The 20622-nt window shown below is 67.4% G+C and carries 21 protein-coding genes; 11 read left to right on the forward strand and 10 right to left on the reverse strand.

What is annotated here, in order from left to right; translation table 11 throughout:
- Positions 1–65 precede the first annotated feature (65 nt).
- The gene (locus V1457_RS24160; protein WP_338597052.1) at positions 66–854 is read left to right on the forward strand and encodes a glucose 1-dehydrogenase; all 789 of its coding nucleotides are present in this window, start codon (positions 66–68) and stop codon (positions 852–854) included.
- Between the two features lie 27 nt (positions 855–881).
- Here V1457_RS24160 and V1457_RS24165 read toward each other — a convergent pair whose 3' ends face one another.
- From V1457_RS24165 to V1457_RS24200, 8 genes are all read right to left on the reverse strand, one after another.
- Entirely contained in the window at positions 882–1880 is a 999-nt protein-coding gene (locus tag V1457_RS24165) for an NADPH:quinone oxidoreductase family protein (protein WP_338597053.1), read from the reverse strand.
- 59 nt (positions 1881–1939) lie between these two features.
- A complete protein-coding gene (locus tag V1457_RS24170) occupies positions 1940–3217 on the reverse strand; it encodes a helix-turn-helix domain-containing protein (protein ID WP_338597054.1) in 1278 nt (425 codons plus the stop codon).
- Between the two features lie 23 nt (positions 3218–3240).
- Complete coding sequence (locus tag V1457_RS24175; RefSeq protein ID WP_338597055.1) at positions 3241–4410, reverse strand: acetyl-CoA C-acyltransferase; 1170 nt, start codon at positions 4408–4410, stop codon at positions 3241–3243.
- A gap of 84 nt (positions 4411–4494) precedes the next feature.
- Positions 4495–4992 (reverse strand): thioesterase family protein, encoded by a 498-nt coding sequence (locus V1457_RS24180; protein WP_338597056.1) that lies wholly within the window; start codon positions 4990–4992, stop codon positions 4495–4497.
- Between the two features lie 44 nt (positions 4993–5036).
- The gene (locus V1457_RS24185) at positions 5037–6077 is read right to left on the reverse strand and encodes an LLM class flavin-dependent oxidoreductase (RefSeq protein ID WP_338597058.1); all 1041 of its coding nucleotides are present in this window, start codon (positions 6075–6077) and stop codon (positions 5037–5039) included.
- A gap of 136 nt (positions 6078–6213) precedes the next feature.
- Entirely contained in the window at positions 6214–6999 is a 786-nt protein-coding gene (locus V1457_RS24190; protein WP_338597059.1) for an enoyl-CoA hydratase-related protein, read from the reverse strand.
- Between the two features lie 34 nt (positions 7000–7033).
- Positions 7034–7873: a 1,4-dihydroxy-2-naphthoyl-CoA synthase gene (gene menB, locus V1457_RS24195; protein WP_407074719.1), complete on the reverse strand. Its 840-nt coding sequence runs from the start codon at positions 7871–7873 to the stop codon at positions 7034–7036.
- Between the two features lie 48 nt (positions 7874–7921).
- Positions 7922–8680, reverse strand: coding sequence for an SDR family NAD(P)-dependent oxidoreductase (locus V1457_RS24200; RefSeq protein ID WP_338597061.1), 759 nt, complete (start codon positions 8678–8680; stop codon positions 7922–7924).
- Between the two features lie 743 nt (positions 8681–9423).
- Here V1457_RS24200 and V1457_RS24205 point away from each other — a divergent pair.
- The 3 genes from V1457_RS24205 to V1457_RS24215 all read left to right on the forward strand — a co-directional run bounded on the left by V1457_RS24205 (position 9424) and on the right by V1457_RS24215 (position 11922).
- Entirely contained in the window at positions 9424–10116 is a 693-nt protein-coding gene (locus tag V1457_RS24205) for an SDR family NAD(P)-dependent oxidoreductase (protein ID WP_338597063.1), read from the forward strand.
- Between the two features lie 190 nt (positions 10117–10306).
- Positions 10307–11728 carry an amidase gene (locus V1457_RS24210; RefSeq protein WP_338597065.1) on the forward strand — a complete coding sequence of 474 codons (1422 nt, stop codon included), beginning with the start codon at positions 10307–10309 and terminating at the stop codon, positions 11726–11728.
- Entirely contained in the window at positions 11725–11922 is a 198-nt protein-coding gene (locus V1457_RS24215) for a hypothetical protein (RefSeq protein ID WP_338597067.1), read from the forward strand. The genes V1457_RS24210 and V1457_RS24215 overlap by 4 nt, the downstream gene beginning before the upstream one ends.
- Before the next feature lie 87 nt (positions 11923–12009).
- On the opposite strand, the gene V1457_RS24220 is transcribed toward V1457_RS24215, so the two are convergent.
- Positions 12010–12810, reverse strand: coding sequence for a hypothetical protein (locus tag V1457_RS24220; protein ID WP_338597069.1), 801 nt, complete (start codon positions 12808–12810; stop codon positions 12010–12012).
- A 201-nt stretch (positions 12811–13011) separates the two neighbouring features.
- Here V1457_RS24220 and V1457_RS24225 point away from each other — a divergent pair, with 201 nt between their 5' ends.
- From V1457_RS24225 to V1457_RS24235, 3 genes are all read left to right on the forward strand, one after another.
- On the forward strand, positions 13012–13590 hold the full coding sequence (locus V1457_RS24225) for a cytochrome c oxidase subunit 3 (protein ID WP_338597071.1): 579 nt from the start codon (positions 13012–13014) through the stop codon (positions 13588–13590).
- Positions 13591–13593: 3 nt separating this feature from the next.
- Positions 13594–13866 (forward strand): cytochrome C oxidase subunit IV family protein, encoded by a 273-nt coding sequence (locus V1457_RS24230; protein ID WP_338597073.1) that lies wholly within the window; start codon positions 13594–13596, stop codon positions 13864–13866.
- A gap of 168 nt (positions 13867–14034) precedes the next feature.
- Positions 14035–14637, forward strand: coding sequence for a helix-turn-helix domain-containing protein (locus V1457_RS24235; protein WP_338597076.1), 603 nt, complete (start codon positions 14035–14037; stop codon positions 14635–14637).
- Between the two features lie 329 nt (positions 14638–14966).
- On the opposite strand, the gene V1457_RS24240 is transcribed toward V1457_RS24235, so the two are convergent.
- Positions 14967–15632: a hypothetical protein gene (locus tag V1457_RS24240; protein ID WP_338597078.1), complete on the reverse strand. Its 666-nt coding sequence runs from the start codon at positions 15630–15632 to the stop codon at positions 14967–14969.
- Positions 15633–16848: 1216 nt separating this feature from the next.
- On the opposite strand from V1457_RS24240, the gene V1457_RS24245 reads away from it, so the two are divergent.
- The 4 genes from V1457_RS24245 (at position 16849) to V1457_RS24260 (ending at position 20613) form a co-directional block, all read left to right on the forward strand.
- The gene (locus V1457_RS24245; RefSeq protein ID WP_338597080.1) at positions 16849–17103 is read left to right on the forward strand and encodes an acyl carrier protein; all 255 of its coding nucleotides are present in this window, start codon (positions 16849–16851) and stop codon (positions 17101–17103) included.
- A 13-nt stretch (positions 17104–17116) separates the two neighbouring features.
- Entirely contained in the window at positions 17117–18706 is a 1590-nt protein-coding gene (locus tag V1457_RS24250; RefSeq protein ID WP_338597082.1) for a class I adenylate-forming enzyme family protein, read from the forward strand.
- 63 nt (positions 18707–18769) lie between these two features.
- The gene (locus V1457_RS24255) at positions 18770–20350 is read left to right on the forward strand and encodes an amino acid adenylation domain-containing protein (RefSeq protein ID WP_338597083.1); all 1581 of its coding nucleotides are present in this window, start codon (positions 18770–18772) and stop codon (positions 20348–20350) included.
- Entirely contained in the window at positions 20347–20613 is a 267-nt protein-coding gene (locus V1457_RS24260) for an acyl carrier protein (protein WP_338597084.1), read from the forward strand. The genes V1457_RS24255 and V1457_RS24260 overlap by 4 nt, the downstream gene beginning before the upstream one ends.
- The last annotated feature ends 9 nt before the right edge of the window (positions 20614–20622 follow it).

Below are 20622 nucleotides of genomic sequence, written 5' to 3' on the forward strand. Positions count from 1 at the left end.
GAGCTCCACACCGGCAACGCACCAACTGCTTCGGCCGAGCGCTCCCACAGTGTTACAAGCGTGGCATGAACGATCGAACCAACACGCCGAACGAGCTGCTGCACCGGTTCCGGCTCGACGGGAAGGTCGCGGTCGTGACCGGTGCATCATCCGGGCTGGGTGTTGCCTTCGCGCACGGCATGGCGCAGGCAGGTGCCAGCGTGGCGCTCGGGGCGCGACGCACCGAGCACCTGGAGCGAACGCGCGCGGCTATCGAGGACACCGGTGCCGCGGCGATCGCGGCTCCCACCGACGTCACCGAACCCGACAGCTGCGACGCGCTCGTGGCCGCGGCGATCGAGCGGTTCGGCCGCGTGGACGTTCTGGTGAACAACGCCGGCTACGGCGGGGAGTACCACCCCGCACAACAGGATCCACCGCAGCACTTCCGGTCGGTCGTGGACATCAATCTCAACGGTGCATACTGGATGGCGCAGGCGTGCGGGCGAGTGATGCAGCCGGGCAGCTCGGTGGTCAACATCTCCAGCGTGATGGCGGTGACCACCGCGAAGATGCCCGCGGCGGGCTACAGCGCGGCCAAATCCGGAGTGCTCGGCCTGACTCGGGATCTCGCCGCCCAATGGGGCGAGCAGGGCATCCGCGTGAACGCGCTGTTGCCGGGCGTTTTCCCGTCCGAGGCCACCGCGCACTACAGCGAGAACTACCAGCGGAAGGTCATCGACGCGCGGATACCGATCGGCAGGATCGGTGACCCAGCGGACGTGGCCGCCGCGGCCGTGTTCCTCGCCAGCGACGCCTCGTCCTACATCACCGGCGTGAGCCTGCCTGTCGACGGCGGTGTGCTGCTGCTCTAGCGAGCGCGTCGTGGGTGCAGCGGAACCTCAGGCACCCGAGTCGTCTCGGATGTCGACGATCACCTTGCCCACCGCTCTCCTCCGATCGATCAGCGAAAGCGCCTCTGCGGCCTGCTCCATCGGAAGCCGATGGCCGACCAAGGGACAGACCTGGCCTTGTGCGGCCATGTTCTCGAGTTCGGCCGTCAGCGTCCGGAGCACGTCCGGGTAGCGGCGCGCGTACGGTTCCAACGCGACGCCGACCACGCTGAGGTCCCGCAGCAACAACCGGTTGAGCTTGATCTCGGGAATCTCGCCAGCGGCGAACCCGACCACCGCCAACCTGCCGCCCACGTCCAACGAACGCAGCGAATCCGTGACGCGGTCTCCGCCGACCGGATCGACCACCACCTGCGCTCCTCGGCCGCCGGTGAGCTCCTTGGCCTGCTGCGCCCAAGGGCCACTGCTGAGCAGAACGTGTTTCGCCCCCGCCTCCCGCGCCGCTTGCGCCTTCACCTCGCTGGAGACCACTGCGACCGGCACACCGCCGCGCGCCCGGACCAGCTGCAACGTCGCCGTGCCGACTCCGCCCGAGGCGCCGTGGACCAGTACGACATCATGCGCCACGAATCCAGCGCGATACAGGGAAAACCACGCGGTCGCGTAGTTGAGGTACAGTGCCGCACCGGCGCCGAAGTCCACATGGGACGGCAGCTTGATGGTGTAGTCCGGCAGGGCGAGGGCGTATTCGGCCAACGCACCGAACACCGTCAGCCCGGCGACTCGGTCGCCCGGAACGAACGAGGATCCCGGCGGAGCCTCCCGAACCACTCCAGCGACCTCTCCGCCCGCGACGTACGGCACGGGCTGCGCATGCTGGTACATCCCGCGGGTTTGCAGCAGGTCCGGGAGCGAGACTCCGGCCGCGTGCACTTCGATGAGCAGCCGTTGCCCTTCGGTCCACGGATGCGCCCCTTCCGGTGCGGGAATCTCGGTGATCGCGCCGGCTTCGGGTCCGGAAAGCTCGTTTATGACGAATGCGCGCATCAGGTCCGCTCCGTTCTGGCGATGTCAGGTCGAACGCGCCACGGCACGTTCACGGCTGGTCATGCGGTCTCCGGACGGCACTCGGCCGCCGCCGGATCGATCACGGAGACGGCTGGATGGCCCTGCAGGCGGACGACCAGCAACGCGGTCTGGACGCTTAGCTGATCACTGGCGTTGCCGAGCACGTTCAACCCGGTGAGATCGTGCATGCGCTCGAACCGCAGCCGGACCGTGTTCTCGTGGACTCCGAGCCGTGCCGCCGCCGCGCGCACGCTGCGCCCGGTGTCGAAGTACTTCTGCAAGGTCAGCAGGTGGTTCGTCCCGCGCGGATCGCCGGCCAGCAGGGGACCGAGCACGTCGTCAACGTAGCCGCGCACCGACTCCGCGTCGCTGTTGGCCAGGAACAGCCTCGCCGGCCCCAGATCATCGACGGCGAGCACGCGGCGTTGCGACGAGGCGGGCACGAACCGGTCGATGCAATGCGCGACCTCCCGCGCCTCCCGATAAGCCCGCCGCAGGCGCGACGGTTCGCTCACCGACGAGACGCCCGCGATCCGATTCCCGGGCAGTCGGGAGGTGACCGCGTTCAGGGCCGTCTTCACGTGCGCGACCGTCGACATCGGGTTGGTTTCGCGCGGCGCTTCGACCAGCAGCACGGTTCCTTCCGACCCCCGTACGGCCAGCACGTCCAGGCGGAGCTGATGTTCGAGGTCGACAGCCAGCTGCTCGTCGTCGACGTCCTCGCGATCGCGGTCGAGGACGTAGGCGAGCACGCGCCGCGCGCTGATGTCGACTCCGAGGTATTCCCCGCTGCTGCGCAGATCCTGTTGATCGCAGGTCCCACGCAACAGTTGCCGGGCCAGCGACGCGCGCGCGTTCCAGGCGACGCTGGCGATTCGCCGTTGCACCAGGAACTCGCGCCCCAGATGCTCCGCCATGCGCATCGCGAGGAACGCGTCGATCGCGCGCAACGGGGTCGGATGCTCCAGCACGACCAGCCATCCGACCACCGCGTCGTCGACGAAGATCTCGCCGAGGAGTTGACGTCGGTACAGTTGCGCCACCGGGTCAGCGGGAACGACAACCGGTTTCCGTGCCTCGGCCGCGGCGGGAACTGCCGCGCGGCTCCGCGCGACCGGTGGGACCGAAGCCCGCTTGAATCCTTCCGGTCCGGCGCGGGCGATCAGGCGATCGTGCAAGTCGAACAGCGCGGTGACCTTGCCGGTCAACTCGGCGCCCGCGCGCACGATCGCCGACAGCCCTCCCCTGCCGCCGACGAGCCTGCTCAACCGCAGCTCGGCGGAATGCTGTTCGAGGAGTTCTTCGTAGGACAGCACGATGCACGCCCGCCGCAGCGACGTCAGCCCCGAGCCCGCACGAGCAAGGCATCGCCCTGACCGCCGCCACCGCACAAGGCTGCCGCACCGATTCCGCCACCGCGCCGCCGCAGCTCGTGCGCGATCGACAGGACCAGCCGAGCGCCGCTCATGCCGACCGGATGGCCCAGCGCGATGGCACCGCCGTTGACGTTGACCCGCGGCGGATCGAGCTCCAACTCGCGGGTCGAGGCGAGCGGAACCCCGGCGAATGCCTCGTTGATCTCCACCAAGTCGAGCTCGTCAACAGCTGTGGAACCGTCCCTCCGCAGCGCGTCACGGATCGCGCCGGCGGGTTGCAGCAGCAGTGATGGGTCCGGGCCGGCGACCGTCCCGTAGGCGCCGAGTTCGGCGAGCCAGTCGACCCCGAGCTCCGATGCCCGTCGCTTGCTCATCACCACCACTGCGCACGCGCCGTCCGAGAGCGGCGACGACGAGCCGGCCGTGATCGTGCCCTCGGCCGAGAACGCCGGCCGCAACCTGGCGAGCTTGTCCGCGGTGGTGCCCGGCCGGATTCCCTCGTCGTACTCCACGGTCCCCTTCCGCGCGGGGACCGGGACGATCTCCTCGGCCAGGTGGCCGCTCTCCGTCGCGCGCGCGGCGCGGGAGTGCGATTCGGCGGCGAAGGTGTCCTGATCGGTGCGGGAGATCTCCAGTCCCGCCTGGTAGCGCTCGGTCGCCGCGCCCATCGGGACTGAGTCGAAGGCGCAGGTCAGCGCATCGTTCTCGAGCGAGTCCGGAATATCGCGGGTGCCGAACTTGCACCCTTCGCGCAGCCGGAGCAGGTGCGGGGCGTTGGACATCGACTCCATCCCGCCGGCCACCACAACTTCGCACTGGCCGACCGCGATGAGCTGGGCCGCCTGCGCCACCGTCGCCAGTCCGGACAGGCAGAGCTTGTTGACGGTCGTGGCGGGAGCCGACATCGGCACCCCGGCCTCGACGGCCGCGATGCGCGCCGGGTTGGCGCCGTTGCCCGCCTGCACGACGTTGCCGAGCACCACGGAGTCCACTTCGGACGGTTCTACGCGTGCGCGGGTTAGCGCTTCCCGAACCGCGACGGCACCGAGTTCGGGGGCCGCTAGCTCAGCCAGCCCGCCGAGGAATCGCCCGATGGGCGTCCGCGCCCCAGCCACCAGCACCGCATCCTGCATTTCTCGCTCCCTCTCCGATGATTTGCGCAGCACCCGAGTCGAGCCTCCGGTCGAGAACGACGAGTGGATCCACCTCGCGTACCGCTACCGACGCACGCCCATGACCCCGCATACCGGCGCTTTCCACGGCAGTGCCTCGCGTTCGGCGATGAACCGGTCGAATCCGTCCGCGATCTCCGCAGGCATCGGCACAGTCCGGCGGGTGTCGAGGTCGACGTGCACCAGCATCAATTCGAGGGTGTTGGACAACCGCCGGTGGGTCTGGTCCAGCAGGTAGGCCATCATGTGCACGACTTTCTCGTTGCGGTCGAGCACGACCGGGTGCACCGAGAGCTTCTCGCCCAGGTGGAGTTCGCTGTAGTAGCGGATGTGGTGTTCGGAGGTGAACACACCCATGCGCCGCTTGGCCCGGTAGTCGTCGTCGATCCCGACCCGCTCGCAGACCACCGTCGTGCCGTCCGCGTTCAGCTCCAGGTAATGACGCACGTTCATGTGCCCGTTGATGTCGATGAAGTCGGGCTGCACGACGGCTTCCACGAGCGTCGGCAGCTCCATCACCTGGTCGAACGTCGGCGTTTCCATGGCCGTCGCCTCTTTCCCGATGCGCGCTCGTGGTCCGCTCCGGCTCACGCCGCTCGATGCCCGAGGCCCTTGCGCATCCCCTCGATGATCGTCCGGGTCGAGTCCTCGGCCGCCTCCGGGCTCAACCCCCACGGCGGCACGACGAGGTTGACGTGGTCGTAGTGCGCGGCGTGCCGGGCCACCCGTTCGGAGAGCTGGTCCGGCGTGCACGCAACGCCGATCTCGTCGATGGCCTCGTCGGGCACGGCCGCCACCAGCGCATCGACGTCACCGCGGCGCGCAGCCTCGCGGATCGCCAGTTGCTCCTCGGCCCACCCGTGCATCTCGAAGAGCCGGTCGTAGACGCGGGACGGCGCGTACTGCCCGATCGCATACGCCAGCTGTCGGCGGGCGGCCTGCTCGTCCTCGTCCACCGAGCACATCAGGATGCCCTTCAAGGTGATCTCGCTCGACGAGCGCGCTGCGCGCGCGGTCCCCTTCTCCAGCGCCGGGCGGACGAGCTCGTCGATGTACCTGCCGGTGAACATCGGGTGCCCGACCAGCCCATCGGCGACCTTGCCGGCCGCCTGGACCATGCGCGGGTTGACTCCGGCGATCCAGATCGGCAACCGGTCCCGGTATGGCGGCGGTACGTCGCTGGTCGGGCTCACGTGCACCGTGTAGAAGCGTCCGTCGTGGTCGACCGGTCCCTCGTGCAGCTTCCAGAGCTTGCGCAGCACCTCGACGAGCTCTTCCATCCGCACCGCCGGGCTTTCGCCGCTCACGCCGTGCCAGTGCTCCATCATCTTCGGGGTCCCGTTGCCCAGGCCCAGGATGATCCGCCCGCCGGAAAGCTCCTCCAGATCGCGCGCTTCGGCAGTCCACATCAGCGGTGACCGGCCGACGCCATAGGCGATGTTGGAACCGATCCGGACGTTCTCGGTCGCCGATGCCAGGGTCGCCATCGGCACGGTCGCCGAGCGGTTGTAGAGCTCTCCAGTCCACACGGTATCGAATCCGGCCCGTTCTGCCTCCACGGCGAGTTCGGCCGCCCGCCGGAAACGTTCCGGGCCGTAACCGGCGCTGAAAATGGTCGCTCCGTACATGGTGGATACCTCTTCCCGTTCGGCGTCTACCGCATGTATTCGCGAGCGGATCTCGCCGCGCACACCCGCGTTGCGGGGTGCGGATCGTGCGCGGCGAGTCCGTTCGGTGCGGTCGGCCGCACCGATCTGCTGGCGGTCAGGCAAACTCTGGCGGACGCTTCTCGAGGAAGGCCGTGATGCCTTCCTTGGCCTCGCCGTGCTCGAACAACCCCTGGATCTGGGACACCTCGTAGGCCATCCCCTCGCGCAACGGCACGTCGAAGGACGCATCGACGGTGCGGACCACCGCCTGCTGCGCCGGCAGCGACGGGCCGCGCAGCTGCTCGGCCAACGCCAATGCGTCCCGCTCCGCCTCGCCTGCCGCGGCGAGTCGGTCGATCAGCCCGATCGCGTGCGCCTCGTCGGCGGGCACCTGGCGGGCAGTGAGCATGATGTCGAGGGCGCGGCCGCGACCGACCAGGCGCGGCAACCGCTGAGTCCCGCCGGCGCCCGGGATGAGCCCGAGCTTGACCTCCGGGAGCCCGAATCGCGCAGCTGCACCGCCCACCCGCATGGTGCACGCCATCGCGAGCTCCAAACCGCCGCCCAGGGCCACGCCGTCCACTGCGGCGATGCTGATCCGCTCGGGCACGGCGAGTCGGTCCAGCGCCTCACGCAACGCATCCCCATACGCGGTGAACGACTCCGCGTCCACTGAAGACATATGCTTGATGTCCGCGCCGGCGGCGAAGAACCCTTGCACCGCCGAGGAAACGACGACGACCTGCACTGCCTCGTCGGCGTCCGCCTCGTCCAGCGCGCCGTTGATGCCGTCGATGATCGCGGGCCCGAGCGCGTTCGCCGGAGACCGGTTCAGGGTGATGTGCAGGACGGCGTCGCCCTCCTTGCGCCACACCACGGCGGATCCGCTGGTTTCAGCCATCGCACCAAACCTCTTTCCTGAGTTGCCTACAGAGTCAGGCCCGCCGTGGGAACCGCCCGAATTCCGGAGGGCGCTTCTCCTTGAACGCCTCTCGTCCTTCCCGGGCCTCGTCCGTGGCGTAGAACAGCAGGTTTGCGTCGTGGGCGAGCTGCTGGACACCGGACAACCCGTCTTCGGCGGCGTGGAAGCTAGCCTTCATCAGGCGCAGCGCGAACGGCGAGAGCTCCAACATCCCGCGGCACCACGCGATGGTCTCGCGTTCCAGGTCCTCCAGCGGCACCACCGTGTTGACCAGCCCCATCTCGCGAGCGGTCGCCGCGTCGTACTGGCGGCACAGGAACCAGATTTCCTTGGCCTGCTTGAATCCGACCAGCTGGGCAAGCAGGCCGGCACCGAAACCACCGTCGAACGACCCGACCTTCGGTCCCGTCTGGCCGAAGCGCGCGTTGTCGGCGGCGATGGTCAGATCGCAGATCAGGTGCAGCACGTTGCCGCCGCCGATCGCGTAGCCGGCCACCATCGCCACGACGGGTTTCGGCAGCCGGCGGACCTGGACCTGCAGGTCGGTCACGTGGAACCGGCCGACCGCCCGATCTTCCCCCGGTTCGGAGAGGTATCCGGTGTCGCCGCGGACCCGCTGATCCCCTCCGGAGCAGAACGCCTCGGTGCCCTCGCCGGTCAGGATGATGACGCCGACGTCGGGATCTTCCCTGGCGTGCATCAGCGCGTCGGAGATCTCGACGAGCGTTTGCGGGCGAAAGGCGTTGTGCACCTCCGGGCGGCGAATGGTGATCTTCGCGATTCCGTCCCCGCTGTGCTCGTAGCCGATGTCGTCGTAATGCTGCACCGGCTGCCACAACGCGCCGTCCTGCACCGCCAAATCCTTGTCCCTCCGCTCCGATTCAGTACGCCCGGGTGACCGTCACGCCATCGTCAGGCCGCCGCTGACCGACAACGTCTGCCCGGTGACGTACCCGGCCGCGTCCGAAGCGAAGAAGGCCACCGCCGCGGCGATGTCATCGGGTTCTGCGAGCCGGCGCATCGGCACCGCCTTGGTCATCCCACCGATGACCTTCTCGGCGTCCTGCCCGGAGCTGTCCGCGAACTTGCGAAGCGCGGGAGTGTCGGTCGGACCCGGGCACACGGTGTTGGCGGTGATTCCCTTGGTCGCCACCTCGCGCGCGAGGGTCTTGGTGAACGAGATGATCCCGCCCTTCGCCCCGGAGTACACCGACTCCAGCGAGGACCCCACCCGGCCCGCGTCCGAACCGACGTTGACCACCCGGCCCCACCCGCGGTCGATCATCCCGGGCACCGCCGTTTTGACCACCCGCAACGCGCCCTTGAAGTTGACCTCCAGGATGCGGTCCCAGAACTCCTCGGTGGTGTCGACGAACTTCATGAAGTCGTCGAAGCCCGCGTTGTTCACCACGATCTCGACCGGCCCGAGCTCGTCGGCCGCGGTCTTGAGCGCGGACTCGACCGATCCCGTGTCGGTCACGTCGACCTCGACCGGAACCGCCTTGCCGTCACCGCTGGTGATGGCCCCGGCAGTCTCCTTCGCGCGCTGCAAGTTGAGGTCGGCCACGGCGACGCGGAAACCCTGGGCACCGAGGGTCTTGGAGATCCCCTCACCGATCCCTTGCGCACCACCGGTCACGAAGGCGACTCGATTGCTCATTGACTTCTCCCGTCCTGATCTGGTGCACGCGTGCGGGCTCCCCACCGGCCCTCACCCCGATCTATCTCGCATACGATAATAAAGGACAGACCAAAACGGAAGTTCTCAGCTGCCCCTTGACACGAAGCACGGCAACCGCGGCTTGCAGCTGCCCTCCCGGGAGAACGCTCGCCAGCACGCCGGGGTCCGACCACCCTCCGGGCAAGCCCATGAACTGGCACAACGACGTTCCGAGGAATGCGGAACACTCCCGTGAACACCCAACAAGGGCCAGCAACATTGGAGACGATCCGTACGGGACCCCTCACAGGAAGATGCGCTCGATAACGCTCGTTCACGGGTTCCAAACCTGCCCGTCAGCTGCCGACGCGAGGAAGGTGATCGACTGCGAACGTTCCACCACACGATCTCAACCACGACGCCGATCGATTCGCGCAGGGCAAGGGCTTCCATCGACAACACTTGCCGGCGAACTCGCGGGGTGCAGGAGCGTCCAAACGTGCGCAGCGTCGTAGCCCCGGCGCGCTGCCACCACGGCGCCGCCGATGCAGCGGCGGGGCCGACGTCGGGCGCGGGCGCCTACCTGGGCTAGTGATCAACGCCGTATGCCGCCTTGCCTCTGGCTCCCGGCTGCGTTGAACATTATTATGGTCAGTCCAATGTCTAAGACATGTTCGCGAGCGGTCGAGCGACTTCCGCGAACCGACCCTGACGGCGGCATTCCCATGGCATATAGAGCTCTCGTGACCGGAGCGGCCCGCCGAGGAGGCATCGGACGCGCGATCGTCGCCCGTCTCGAAGCCGACGGCATGGAGGTGGTCACCCTCGACAGGGAACCCGGCTGCACCTGGCAGCTCGACACCGCCCGGGCCGACCTCCCGGACTTCGGCCCGATCGACGTGTACGTCGGAAACGCCGCCCGCACCACGGGGTTCGGCGCCGCGCACACCTTCGACCACGAGTCCTGGCAGCGCGATCTCGACGTCAATCTCACCGGCACGTTCCGCGTGCTCCAGGCGTGTCTGGCAGGTATGCGAGAGCGCGGTTCCGGCCGCATCGTGCTCATCTCCAGCACTGCGGGCACGCAAGGCATGCCGGCGCAAGTCTCCTACGCGACGACCAAGGCAGGGCTGATCGGGATGGTCAAGACCGTGGCCGCGGAGAACGTTCGGAACGGCATCACAGCCAATGCTGTCCTGCCCGGGATGACGTCCAGCAGCGGTGTTTTGTCGATGCCATCGGAAGTCCAGGACGCCTGGCTCGGACGCCTCCCCAACGGGTTCGTCGATCCGGCTGACATCGCCGACGGCGTCGCGTTCTTCGCCTCGCCGAGCGCGGGCATGGTGACCGGGCAGCTGCTGACGATCGACGGCGGGGATGAGCTCAACACGTGGTCGGTCACGTCGAGCGTCACGAAGGAACCCCGGCGTGGATAGCCCGCGCTCCGGCCGGAAACGCTGGAGAGCTCCACAGGTTCCAACGAGCTCGCGCTTCTGCGTAGGACGCGCGTCCGAGAAACGTGCGGGACCGACGGCATTGCGACAACTCCAACGTCCACTGCGCCCTGACAGCACCGACGAAGCACGTTAGCCAGAGTTCCTGCGACCGGCACGGAGTGAGTCCACCATGTCACCCAACACCCTCCGTTCCGCGGCCGAGCAGGTAGCGACGCAACGGACCAGCAGCCAGCAACTTGTCGAACAGGCGTGGGCCGCAGCGGAGACGTGGGACCCGTTGATCGGCGTGTACAACAGCCGGTTCCGGGAGTCCTCTTACATTGCTGCCGAACGCGCCGATCAACTCGCCGCGCAGGGCGGCCCACTCGGAGCCCTGCACGGCGTGCCGATCGCCGTGAAGGATCTGCTGGCCACCCGCGACGGCGCGACGACCGCGCAAAGCCTCGTCCTCGACACGAGGTGGGGCGACGGAGCGGAAGGCAGCGCCGTCGCACGACTCCGGAAGGCGGGCGCCATCGTCCTCGGCAAGACGACCACGATGGAGTTCGGGGTCGGCACGCCGGACGCGACCAAACCGTTCCCGATGCCCCGTAACCCGTGGGACCGCGGCAGGTACGCGGGCGGTTCGAGCTCCGGCAACGCGAGCGGGATCGCGGCCGGGCTGTTCCTCGGCGCGGTCGGCACCGACACCGCGGCCAGTATCCGGTGGCCTGCCACTTTCTGCGGCGTCTCCGGGCTCAAGCCGACTTTCGGCTGGGTTCCGAAATCGCGCCTGGTGCCGCTGGCGTTCTCGCTCGACCACATCGGACCGATGGCGCGAACCGCCGATGACTGCGCCCTGATGCTCGAAGTGATGTCCGGGCACGACGCGTCGGATCCGGATTCCGCGCCACGACCCCGTTTTTCCGCTCGAACGGCCGACGAGCGCACCGATCTGCAAGGTTTGCGGATCGGTGTCGCCGCGATGGCCGACGTCGCCGCCGAGCACCGCGACCCGGACGTGACCGCCTGCTTCGACACCGCTGTCGAAGTGCTCCGACGGTTGGGAGCCGAAACCCGACGCGTAGCGCTGCCGCACTACGAAGAAGCCTGCACCGCCACGATCATCACCTTGATAAGCGAGGGCGGCGCTTATCACGCGCAGAACCTACGCCACCGCTGGGAGGAATTCAGCGAGGGCGCACGCGGCGTCTTCGGACTGGCCCCGTTCATCACCGGTGTCGATTATGTGCAGGCACAACGCGTTCGACGCCGCACCCAGCTCGCGCTGCGCGAGCTGTTCGCCTCGGTGGACGTCGTCGTCATGCCGACCGCGGGCATCGCAGCCGTTTCGCTCGACGATGCCGGCGAAGTGGCCCTCGGACCCAAGTGGCCCGCCATGTACACGCCGTACTGGAACGCGGTGGGCAACCCGGCGGCCTCCGTTCCAATGGGATTCAACGCCGAGGGTCTGCCGCTCGGCCTTCAGCTCGCCGCCGCCCCGTTCAACGACGCCGAAGTGCTCCGCGTCGCCGACGCCTATCAAGCCACTACCGACTGGCACCTGCGCACTCCGCCCCAAGCGACCCACGACGACACGGAGCACCCATGATCGACCCGGAGCTGATTCGCGGCATCGTCACGATGCACCACTACCCTGCTAGCGCGGAGCACCTGACTCGGCTGGCCGCGATGTACCCATCGATCCGCGCCGACGCGGACGCGCTTGGCGAATGCATGGGAGACAGCGACTTCCCACCATCGGTGCGGTTCAGCGCCAACCCCGGCCAACCACCGCAGACCTGACGACCGCCCACGGCGCACGGAGCGCGTCCGTCATCGGCGAACCGTGCCCCGTGGGCGCAGACCTGCCGGTCGGCAGTGAGGGCATGCTCACCCAACTGGCGCGCGGTCCGCAGCCGAAACCCCCGCAGCTTCGCGCTCGAGCTCCTTGAACATGTACCAAGTCGTCAGCGTCAGATACGCACCCCAGACGAAGACCGGAAGGTAGAACGCGAGCAGCCCGTGGTAGGCGAACGGCCCGCTCTTAAAGAAGGCCGGTCCAGCTGCGAAGAACAATGACGCCGCTCCGGCAAAGGTGAGCCCCGTCAGCCAACGCGGGATCATGGGATTCGGCCGGTGATCCTGGAGTTCGACCAAGCCGGAAGCGACCATCTCAACCGCGAGGTAGATCCAGCCGAGCAAGAAGGCCATCCAAGCCCAGTCGTACCAGCTCTGGATGACATCAGCTCCAGTCTCCGGCCGGTAGGCGGCAACGATCCACGCGCAGCAGTTGAAAAAGACGATCAACGAGATGAACACCCCGGAGACGGCGGTCGTGTAAGAGAAAAGCGGTCGGCGCCCTTCGACCTTCGCCAGCATGATGCCGAACTGGATTGATCCCGGTGTCAGAAAACCGGCGCCGATGTAGAACAACGTGCAACCGATGAGCGTTCCCCACCGATGCGTTTCGCTGAACCACACCTTGGTGCCACCGAGCCCGAGGTCCCCCGGCGCCGGCGCGTAGAAGTGAGCCACGCCCAACCAACCGACGATCGTGAGCGCAACGAAGATCCAGTTACACCAGAGTCCGATCTTCTGCGAGCTGATCCTACCTGTGTCCTGCATGGATACACCTACCAAGAAGACGCCGACGGAAAACGAATTTCGAAACAAGACGTTGTGGAAGATCATTTAAGCAACCCAGAAGACGAACCGCACCACTCCCACGAGGAAGAAAGGTCGGCCTTTCGGGAGATGTCACCGGGCAGATCCGAAAATATCGTGATCACGAGATTGCCGCGGTCAGCCCGGGCGGTTCTACTGACAGAAGCATCGGGCCACCCCAAGCCTCGCACCGGAGCAGCATCAGCCTAAAGCGGAGGACCGTGCACGATGACAGTGACCGAGCCGCACAAGAGGGGACGTCTTCCCGGGGTGGACGGCGTCTGGGTGTTCATCGGAGCCGACGCCGTCATCTTCGCGCTCCTGTTCTTCAGCTTTATGAAGGATCGCTATGCCGAACCGGCCCTGTTCGAATCCGCACGGCGAACGTTGAACTTCAGCCTGGCCGGTGCGGACACACTCCTCTTAATCACAAGCTCGTGGCTGGTGGCGCTCGCCGTCCGAGCCGCCAAACTAGGGGTTTCGGCTGGCACACCCCGCCTGCTATTCGGAGGAGCACTCACCGGACTGCTGTTCGCCATCTCGAAGTCCGTCGAGTACGGGGAGAAGTTCTCGGCCGGCATCACCCCTGCCACGAACGGATTCTTCATGTGGTACTTCGCGCTGACCGGTATCCACCTACTCCATGTGCTAGTCGGCACCGCTTTGCTCGGGTATGTGTGGACAAGGACGCGACGGGCGGTTTTTCTCCCCCGCGATAGCACGGTTCTGGAATGCGTGGCGTCCTTCTGGCACTTGGTGGACCTGCTCTGGATCGTCCTGTTCCCGCTCCTGTACTTGCAGAGGTAATCGATGTGGTTGATGCGCGAGCGCGCAACGGTCGTCTGGGTGGCCCTCGTGGTGGCGACCTGCGTATCCACCTGGATGTTCTCGAAGGACGTTTTCAGCCCGGCAGTCGCCATGCTGGGCACGTTCCTGATCGCCGGACTCAAAGTTAGGTTCGTCATGCTCGATTTCATGGAGCTGCGTGCTGCGCCGACCCCTGCCCGCGCAGCGTTCGAGGCGTGGATCGTCGCGGTCACCTTGCTGATACTCGGCTTCTGGTTCGCCACACCGACCGGTTGACGACGCCTCGTCGGTGCGGTCGGCTGGGCGGGGAGCACTTCGGGACCCCGACAACACCGAGGGCGTGTTGAGCGCTTCGCTCGCCGACGCTGTCGCGACGATCAAGCTCAAGACGCGGGTCGGCTTCGACCAACACCTGGGGTAGAAGTGGTGCCGGAGGTATTGCGATTGGCCAAGATCGGGCGTCCAGGGTTGTCGGACGAGCAGAAGCGCGAGGTGTGGCAGCGTTGGAAGGACGGTCAGTCGCTGAGCGAGATCGGCCGGGCGCTGGACAAGATAGCCGGCTCGATTCACGGGGTGGTGGCCGCCAGCGGCGGCATCGTGCCGGCCGTGCGCACCCGCGCCGAGGGGGCACTGACACTGACCGAGCGTGAGGAGATCTCTCGTGGCCTGGCCCGCACAGAGTCCTTCCGCGCGATCGCGGGCCGGCTGCGGCGGTGGCCGTCCACGATCAGCCGCGAGGTCAACCGGCACGGCGGACGTGCCACATACCGTGCCACCGCCGCCGACGAGCGGGTGTGGGACAACATGCGCCGCCGTAAACCCTGTCTGCTGCAACGCAACGACACGCTGTGCAAGCTGGCGGCGGCGAAGCTGGCCGAAGACTGGTCACCCGAGCAAATCGCTGGCTGGCTTGCCCGCCACTATGAACCGTCCGAGGGTATGTCCGTGTCGCACGAGACGATATTTCCGAGGCGGTCTCGATCCGGCAGCGTCCCGCCGAAGCCGACGACCGCGCCGCGCCTGGTCACTGGGAAGGAGACTTGCTGACCGGGGCGAAAAGCAGCCACATTGCCACCCTGGTCGAGCGGCACTCGCGCTTCGTCATGCTCGCGCGGGCGCCCGGCAAGGACGCCACCAGCGTCGGGGCGAGCCTGACCACACAGGTCAAAACGCTGCCCGAGGCGCTGAAAGGCTCCCTGACTCGTACGCAGCGGGTTCGACACACTGATCCAGCTCAAAGACCCGCACGGGTTCATCCACGATTCGGACCACCCGCACGGCGAACCGGCTCCATACGAGCAGCCTGAGCTCAAGAACGAACTCGACACGAGCGACAGCCAACTAACGAGCGCGACGACGTCGAAGGCGTTGTGCCGCTACTTCCGAGTTCCGCGACGTTGCATCACGAGCGGGAGCCTCACCGAAAGCACGAGTGGCTCAGCGTGCACGTCGACATGCTCAGTCCTCGCCCGGCCGGAACGCGATTCCGTGCGCGGCCTGCACGAACCAGCCCGGGGGCACGTACAGGTTGCACACTGACTGCGACCTGCGCCTTTTGTGCAGATGCTGGTGTCTTCGTCCTGGTTGAGGCCTTCGGAGAGTGTCTGCAAGCCGAGGATCTCATCGCCGGGTAGCCGCATCGTGACCGTTGCCTCGTCGGTGGCGTAGTGCACTCGTATCGTGAGCTGGACCAGGTCGAACAGCCGTCCCAGAAGCTGCGGTGGCGCGTGGTGCAGGTTCACCTGCAGCTTCGGGAGCGCTTCTAGCAGCTCGACTTGACCCGGTTCGGGGGCATGGTCGTAGCGATCTTGCTGATCGAGTTCCGCGAGGCGTTCACGCACGGTGTCACCCTCAGCGTCGAGTTCGTTGAAGCGGCTTTTCAGTCCTTGGATGAACGGATCAGCCGGATCGGCGTCCTCGGCTTGCCGCAGGAGGTTGTCCTGCTTGCGGGCCAGCTCGGTCAATCGGGTGTGCAGTGTGGTGCGCGTTCGGTGGCGTTCTTGCCGTTTCCGGTCGGCGTGCGTGTCGATGCGCCAGATCATCACTGGAACCCTGCGTCTGCTTCGTCAACGCCGACGACCCCATATCGAACCGCATCGCCACGACGGCCCGCCAAGCGAGAACAAACACCTCGCGAGCACCATAACGATCTGACACGACACCATGGGCACCTTCACCACACCGAGACTTCCTGGACGCCTGCGGCAGTCGAACGGCGTGTCCGGTGGTGCATCTTGCGTGCCGTCCCCGGGGGTTGCGTCTCCCGCCGTCCGGGAAGTGGGTGCGGCTGGCCGCGATGTCCTCGGCCACATCACCCGAGGCGGCCAAATGACGGGATCAGCCGACGTCACGGTCCCGTTTACGGCCACCCGGCCGCGGGTGTGGTTCACGAAGGCCGCCAACGCGCCCTCCGCCATCGCCAGCGTGCCTGCATTGATCGCGGCCGGGAAGATCGCCCGGACGGGGTGGCGTAGAGCGGGTGGTCCCGCCCACCTCACAGGCCCGCACGCCGCGGTCGAACTTCTCCTGCTCCCGCACCCAGTCCGCCAGGACGAAGGCCTCGTCGACGGACACATTGCTTCAACCGGTTCCGCGCACCTGCCAGCTGTCGTAGGCGATCAGGTAAATCGCCGCGCGGCAGCACGAAGCGGTGCGGCCTCGGCTCGGCAATTTCGCCGTGTTGGTCCACGAGCAGGCCTCATCGCTCAGTCGCGATTGTCGGTGCCGGACGAGAACGGCCACCGACCACGAGGCAACGTAGCCACCGGCACCACCGCGGAGGTTGGCCGGACAGTTGCGGGAGCCGGCGCAGCCGACGTGCGGGCCGACTGCGCACGCGCAGGCTTCGCCTCCCCCACTCCACCGGCACCTCCTCGGTCAGGCCACCAGCTGCCCGCACCGAATGAGCCGGAGTGAGCGAGTAGGCAGGCAGTAACGCGGCGACGAACTCGGGAACGAGCCGCCGCGCCACGCGATGAGTGCAGCACGTGGGCCCCGGTGACGACCTAGCGTGGCCGGCGTTTCCCATCGCGGAGGCGATCTGGGAACACGACCACTCGAAAAGCTCAGCAGGAATTGTCGCGCACAACCGTACCGTGACATCGGATTGCATGTGTCCCTCATCACATGTCATTGACAAAAGGCGCGTCGGCTCATTTCCTCGGTGCGCTCCGGTTTTTCAGCACAACCAGTCGCCGAAAGCAGACGTCGCGGCCATACCCCCCCCCCCCCCCCGAGCCAGGACGAGCAGGAGCGCACATGGACGAAACCGCTGCCGCTGTCGCTGAAATTGTTGCCGAATTGACTAATCTGACAGGCTCTGGTTCGCTGGACCCAGATGCGGAACTCGTTGAACTGGGGCTGTCGTCAATGCAACTGGTCCGGCTCGTCACCCGGATAGAATCGCAATTCTCCATCACCTTCCCTTCCGACGCGATGAACGCGGAGACGTTCGCCAGCGTCGCCTCGACGGCGGCCGCGGTCGACGCGATCCGCCACCGTGCGCAGGGGTAGAGGTGAGGCACGAATGCGCGAGACGGATCGGGCGCTCGCCCACACCTACCGGGGCATACCGTTCGACATGCGATCGGCACGACACACCGATGTGCTCGCCTACCTGGCGGAGCACGCCCGTGATCGGGGGACGCACCCGTTCATATCCGCAGTGGCACGGGATGGCGGCACCCGTCGGCTAAGCTACGCCGAAGCCGACGACCTCAGCCATCGCCTGGCCGGCTGGTTGCGCGAAAGCCTCGGGATCGCTCCCGGTTCCGCCGTCGCCCTTGCGCCCGCGAACGACGCGATCTCGGTGCTGGCTACGCTGGCGCTGCTGCGCGCGGGGTACCGCACGCTGCTGATCAATCCCAGCGACCCGCCGGCCCGTGCGGCGCAGCAGATGTCGACCATCGGCGCAGAAGTACTGCTCGCGGCTCCCGCGACCGAGATGTCGGCTCGCGCGACCGAGATCCCCGAACCCTCCGGACTCAGCCGGCCGGCGTCCGCAGTGGACCGGAAGCCGGATCCGGGGGACGACGCCCTCTACTTCGGCACGTCGGGCTCGACCGCGGCCTCCAAGCTGGTAGCGCAATCGCACCGCAACGTGGTGAGCAACGGCGAAGGTGTCCGCTCGCTGCACGGCATGCGCCCCGGTGAGCGCATTATCGGGTGCCTGCCGATCTGCCACGTCAACGGGATGCACTTCACCGTCCTCGGCACCGTGATCTCGGGAGCGCATGCCGTGCTGGCGCACTCCTTCGACGTCTTCCGATACCCGAAGCTGATCGATGAGTACCGCCCGAGGGTCGCCAGCGTGGTACCGAACATCCTCGACGCCCTGGCCGAGTTCTGGCGCGGCCCGCACCACACCCCGGACCTCCGCTACTTCGTCACCGCCGCAGCCCCGCTCAGCGCCACCACGGCTCAGCGAATCCTGGAACGAACCGGGCACCGGGTCGTGCAGGCATACGGGCTAAGCGAGACCACGAACTTCTCCACTACCGTCCCCGCGTTGTCGGAGCCCGCTTACCGGCGGATCATGCTCGAATCCGAGATACCTCCCGTCGGTGCCGCATTCCCCGGCAACGAGGTCGCCGTGCTGCGGCCCGACGGCTCCGTCGCCGCGCACGACGAGCAAGGCGAGATCTGCATGCGGGGGCACAACGTGATGGACCGTTACGCGAACAACGACGAGGCGACGGCGGCGGCGTTCGCCGGCGGCTGGTTCCACTCCCAGGACCTCGGCTTCACGACGGTCGAGCCGGAAACCGGGGCGACGCTGTTCACCATCACCGGCAGGCTGAAGAACCAGGCCAAGGTCGGTGGCGAGTCCGTCTCGCTGGACGAGCTGGACCGCGCGCTGCGCAACGTCCCGGGAGTGCGGGACGCGGCCTGTGCCGCGCTTCCGGATGAACTGCTCGGCGAAACCGTCGCAGCTGTGGTGGATGCCGACGGCAACCTCGCCGACACCGACATCCTCGAGACGCTGCGGGCGGTGCTGCCGGAATTCGCCCTGCCTCGACGACTGGTCCGAACCTCCCCGGTTCCGCGCACCTCGACCGGCAAGGTGCGGCGACCCGAGATCGCGCACCTGGTCAGCGACGTGGGCGGTGCCGGCTGATCCGCACCAGGCGCTGCTCCGCCGGGACCGCGCCCCAGCCACGGCCGACCCGTTGGAGGGATGATGCCCCACTTGCTCGATCAGGCGGTGTCCCAGCAGGCCACCGCGCGACCCGAGTCGATCGCCGTGGTGGACGGTGCCGCGACCACGAGCTACGGGCAGCTGGAAGACCGGAGCAGCAGGTTCGCGAACCTGCTGCGGGAGCGGGGCATCCGGGCAGGCGATCGGGTCGCGATGCTGCTGCCGCGCTCCGCCGAGGCACTCGTCGTCCTGCTCGGAGTGCTCAAAGCCGGCGCGATCTACGTACCGCTGGACCCGGCCAGTCCGGCGCTGCGGCTGGCCGACGTGCTGCGGCGTTGCGGAACCGCTGCTCTGCTGGCGCACGAGCACCACCAGGAGCACGCAGGAGCCACCCTCCAGTTGCTCGAATCCGCGGACCGTCCACGCACGTGGTGGATCGGCTCCGGCTTCGGCGAGGGCAGAGGTCACATCTGCGCGCGCGATCTGGCTGCCACCTCCGCCGAACCGGTGGCCGGTCGCAGTCCGGAGGACCTCGCCTACATCTTCTTCACCTCCGGCTCCACCGGACGCCCCAAGGGGGTGCCGATCACGCACGCGAGCGCGGCGCACTTCGTCGACTGGGCCGTGCGGCACTTCGGCCTGCTGCCGGAGGACCGCACGTCCGGGCACGCCCCGCTGCACTTCGACATGTCCGTGTGGGATGCGTTCAGCACCTTCGGCGCGGGCGCGCAGCTGCACCTGGTGCCCGCCGAAGCCAACCAGCTGCCGAACTCGCTCGCCGAGTTCATCCGGGAATCCGCGCTCACCCGGTGGTTGTCGGTGCCGTCGGTGCTGACCGCGATGGTCGCGCGGAACGTCGTCGGGCAGCACGACTTCCCCGCCCTGCGCACGATCATCTGGGCCGGCGACGCCCTGGCACCCGCCGACCTGCGACATCTCATGGAGCGGTTGCCGCACGTGGGTTTCACCAACGTCTACGGGGCCACCGAGGGCGCCATCGCCAGCACCGTGCACGATGTCGCCGACATCGCGGAGTGCGCGGAACCGATCCCCCTGGGCAGGGCCATCGACGGGGAGGAACTCCTCGTGCTGTCGGCCACCGGCCGACCGGCCGGTGTCGGCGAAGTCGGTGAACTGTGCATCGGAGGAGTCGGACTCACCCCGGGTTACTGGGACGACCCGGCGACCACCGAGCAGTCCTTCGTCCAGCATCCGCCGTCGTCGGGACGGCGCTGGTACCGCACCGGTGATCTCGCACGGGTCGATGCGGGCGGCGTCCACCACTTCCACGGGCGCTCCGACCGGCAGATCAAGTCACGTGGCTACCGCATCGAACTCGACGAGATCGCGCTGGCGCTCAACGAGTTCGAGGACCTCGCCGACAGTGCAGTGGTCAGCGTCCACGTGGGCGGGTTCGAGCGGAACCGGATCTGTGCTGCCTACGTCCCGAAGGACGGCCCGCCGGCGAGACCGGCCGAGTTGCGCAAGCGCCTCGCGGAATCGCTGCCCGCATACATGCTCCCGGCGCGCTGGAAGGAGCTGGAAGCGATGCCCCGGAACCAGAACGGCAAGATCGACCACCAGGCCCTGCGGGACCTGTTCCAGGAAGGTGGCCAACGGTGAAGGAAACCTCGACCGTCGGCCGGATACGAGAGCTCCTGGCCGAGAACCTGTTCATCGAAGACGCGGCGGCGGACTCCGACCTGATCGCCTCCGGCCAGCTCGACTCGGCGGGTTTCATGCAGGTCTTCGCCCTGCTCGAGGAGGATTTCGAGATCAGCATCGAGTTGGCGGACCTCGACCGGGAACATTTCCGGACCATGCTGCGCATGGCGGACTTCGTGGACCGCAAACGCGATGCTCCGGACCCCGCCGGGACGGACTGAACGAAAGAC

Source organism: Saccharopolyspora sp. SCSIO 74807 (genome assembly GCF_037023755.1).
Lineage (GTDB): Bacteria > Actinomycetota > Actinomycetes > Mycobacteriales > Pseudonocardiaceae > Saccharopolyspora_C > Saccharopolyspora_C galaxeae.

What these genes read in the sequence shown, in the direction of transcription:
- V1457_RS24175 (WP_338597055.1), bottom strand. Translation starts at nt 4,410, where the DNA reads ATGCAGGATGCGGTGCTGGTGGCTGGGGCGCGGACGCCCATCGGGCGA.
- V1457_RS24210 (WP_338597065.1), top strand. Translation starts at nt 10,307, where the DNA reads ATGTCACCCAACACCCTCCGTTCCGCGGCCGAGCAGGTAGCGACGCAA.
- V1457_RS24255 (WP_338597083.1), top strand. Translation starts at nt 18,770, where the DNA reads ATGCCCCACTTGCTCGATCAGGCGGTGTCCCAGCAGGCCACCGCGCGA.
- V1457_RS24230 (WP_338597073.1), top strand. Translation starts at nt 13,594, where the DNA reads ATGTGGTTGATGCGCGAGCGCGCAACGGTCGTCTGGGTGGCCCTCGTG.
- V1457_RS24240 (WP_338597078.1), bottom strand. Translation starts at nt 15,632, where the DNA reads ATGATCTGGCGCATCGACACGCACGCCGACCGGAAACGGCAAGAACGC.
- V1457_RS24220 (WP_338597069.1), bottom strand. Translation starts at nt 12,810, where the DNA reads ATGATCTTCCACAACGTCTTGTTTCGAAATTCGTTTTCCGTCGGCGTC.
- V1457_RS24200 (WP_338597061.1), bottom strand. Translation starts at nt 8,680, where the DNA reads ATGAGCAATCGAGTCGCCTTCGTGACCGGTGGTGCGCAAGGGATCGGT.
- V1457_RS24165 (WP_338597053.1), bottom strand. Translation starts at nt 1,880, where the DNA reads ATGCGCGCATTCGTCATAAACGAGCTTTCCGGACCCGAAGCCGGCGCG.
- V1457_RS24245 (WP_338597080.1), top strand. Translation starts at nt 16,849, where the DNA reads ATGGACGAAACCGCTGCCGCTGTCGCTGAAATTGTTGCCGAATTGACT.
- V1457_RS24180 (WP_338597056.1), bottom strand. Translation starts at nt 4,992, where the DNA reads ATGGAAACGCCGACGTTCGACCAGGTGATGGAGCTGCCGACGCTCGTG.
- V1457_RS24185 (WP_338597058.1), bottom strand. Translation starts at nt 6,077, where the DNA reads ATGTACGGAGCGACCATTTTCAGCGCCGGTTACGGCCCGGAACGTTTC.
- V1457_RS24215 (WP_338597067.1), top strand. Translation starts at nt 11,725, where the DNA reads ATGATCGACCCGGAGCTGATTCGCGGCATCGTCACGATGCACCACTAC.
- V1457_RS24160 (WP_338597052.1), top strand. Translation starts at nt 66, where the DNA reads ATGAACGATCGAACCAACACGCCGAACGAGCTGCTGCACCGGTTCCGG.
- V1457_RS24250 (WP_338597082.1), top strand. Translation starts at nt 17,117, where the DNA reads ATGCGCGAGACGGATCGGGCGCTCGCCCACACCTACCGGGGCATACCG.
- V1457_RS24225 (WP_338597071.1), top strand. Translation starts at nt 13,012, where the DNA reads ATGACAGTGACCGAGCCGCACAAGAGGGGACGTCTTCCCGGGGTGGAC.
- V1457_RS24190 (WP_338597059.1), bottom strand. Translation starts at nt 6,999, where the DNA reads ATGGCTGAAACCAGCGGATCCGCCGTGGTGTGGCGCAAGGAGGGCGAC.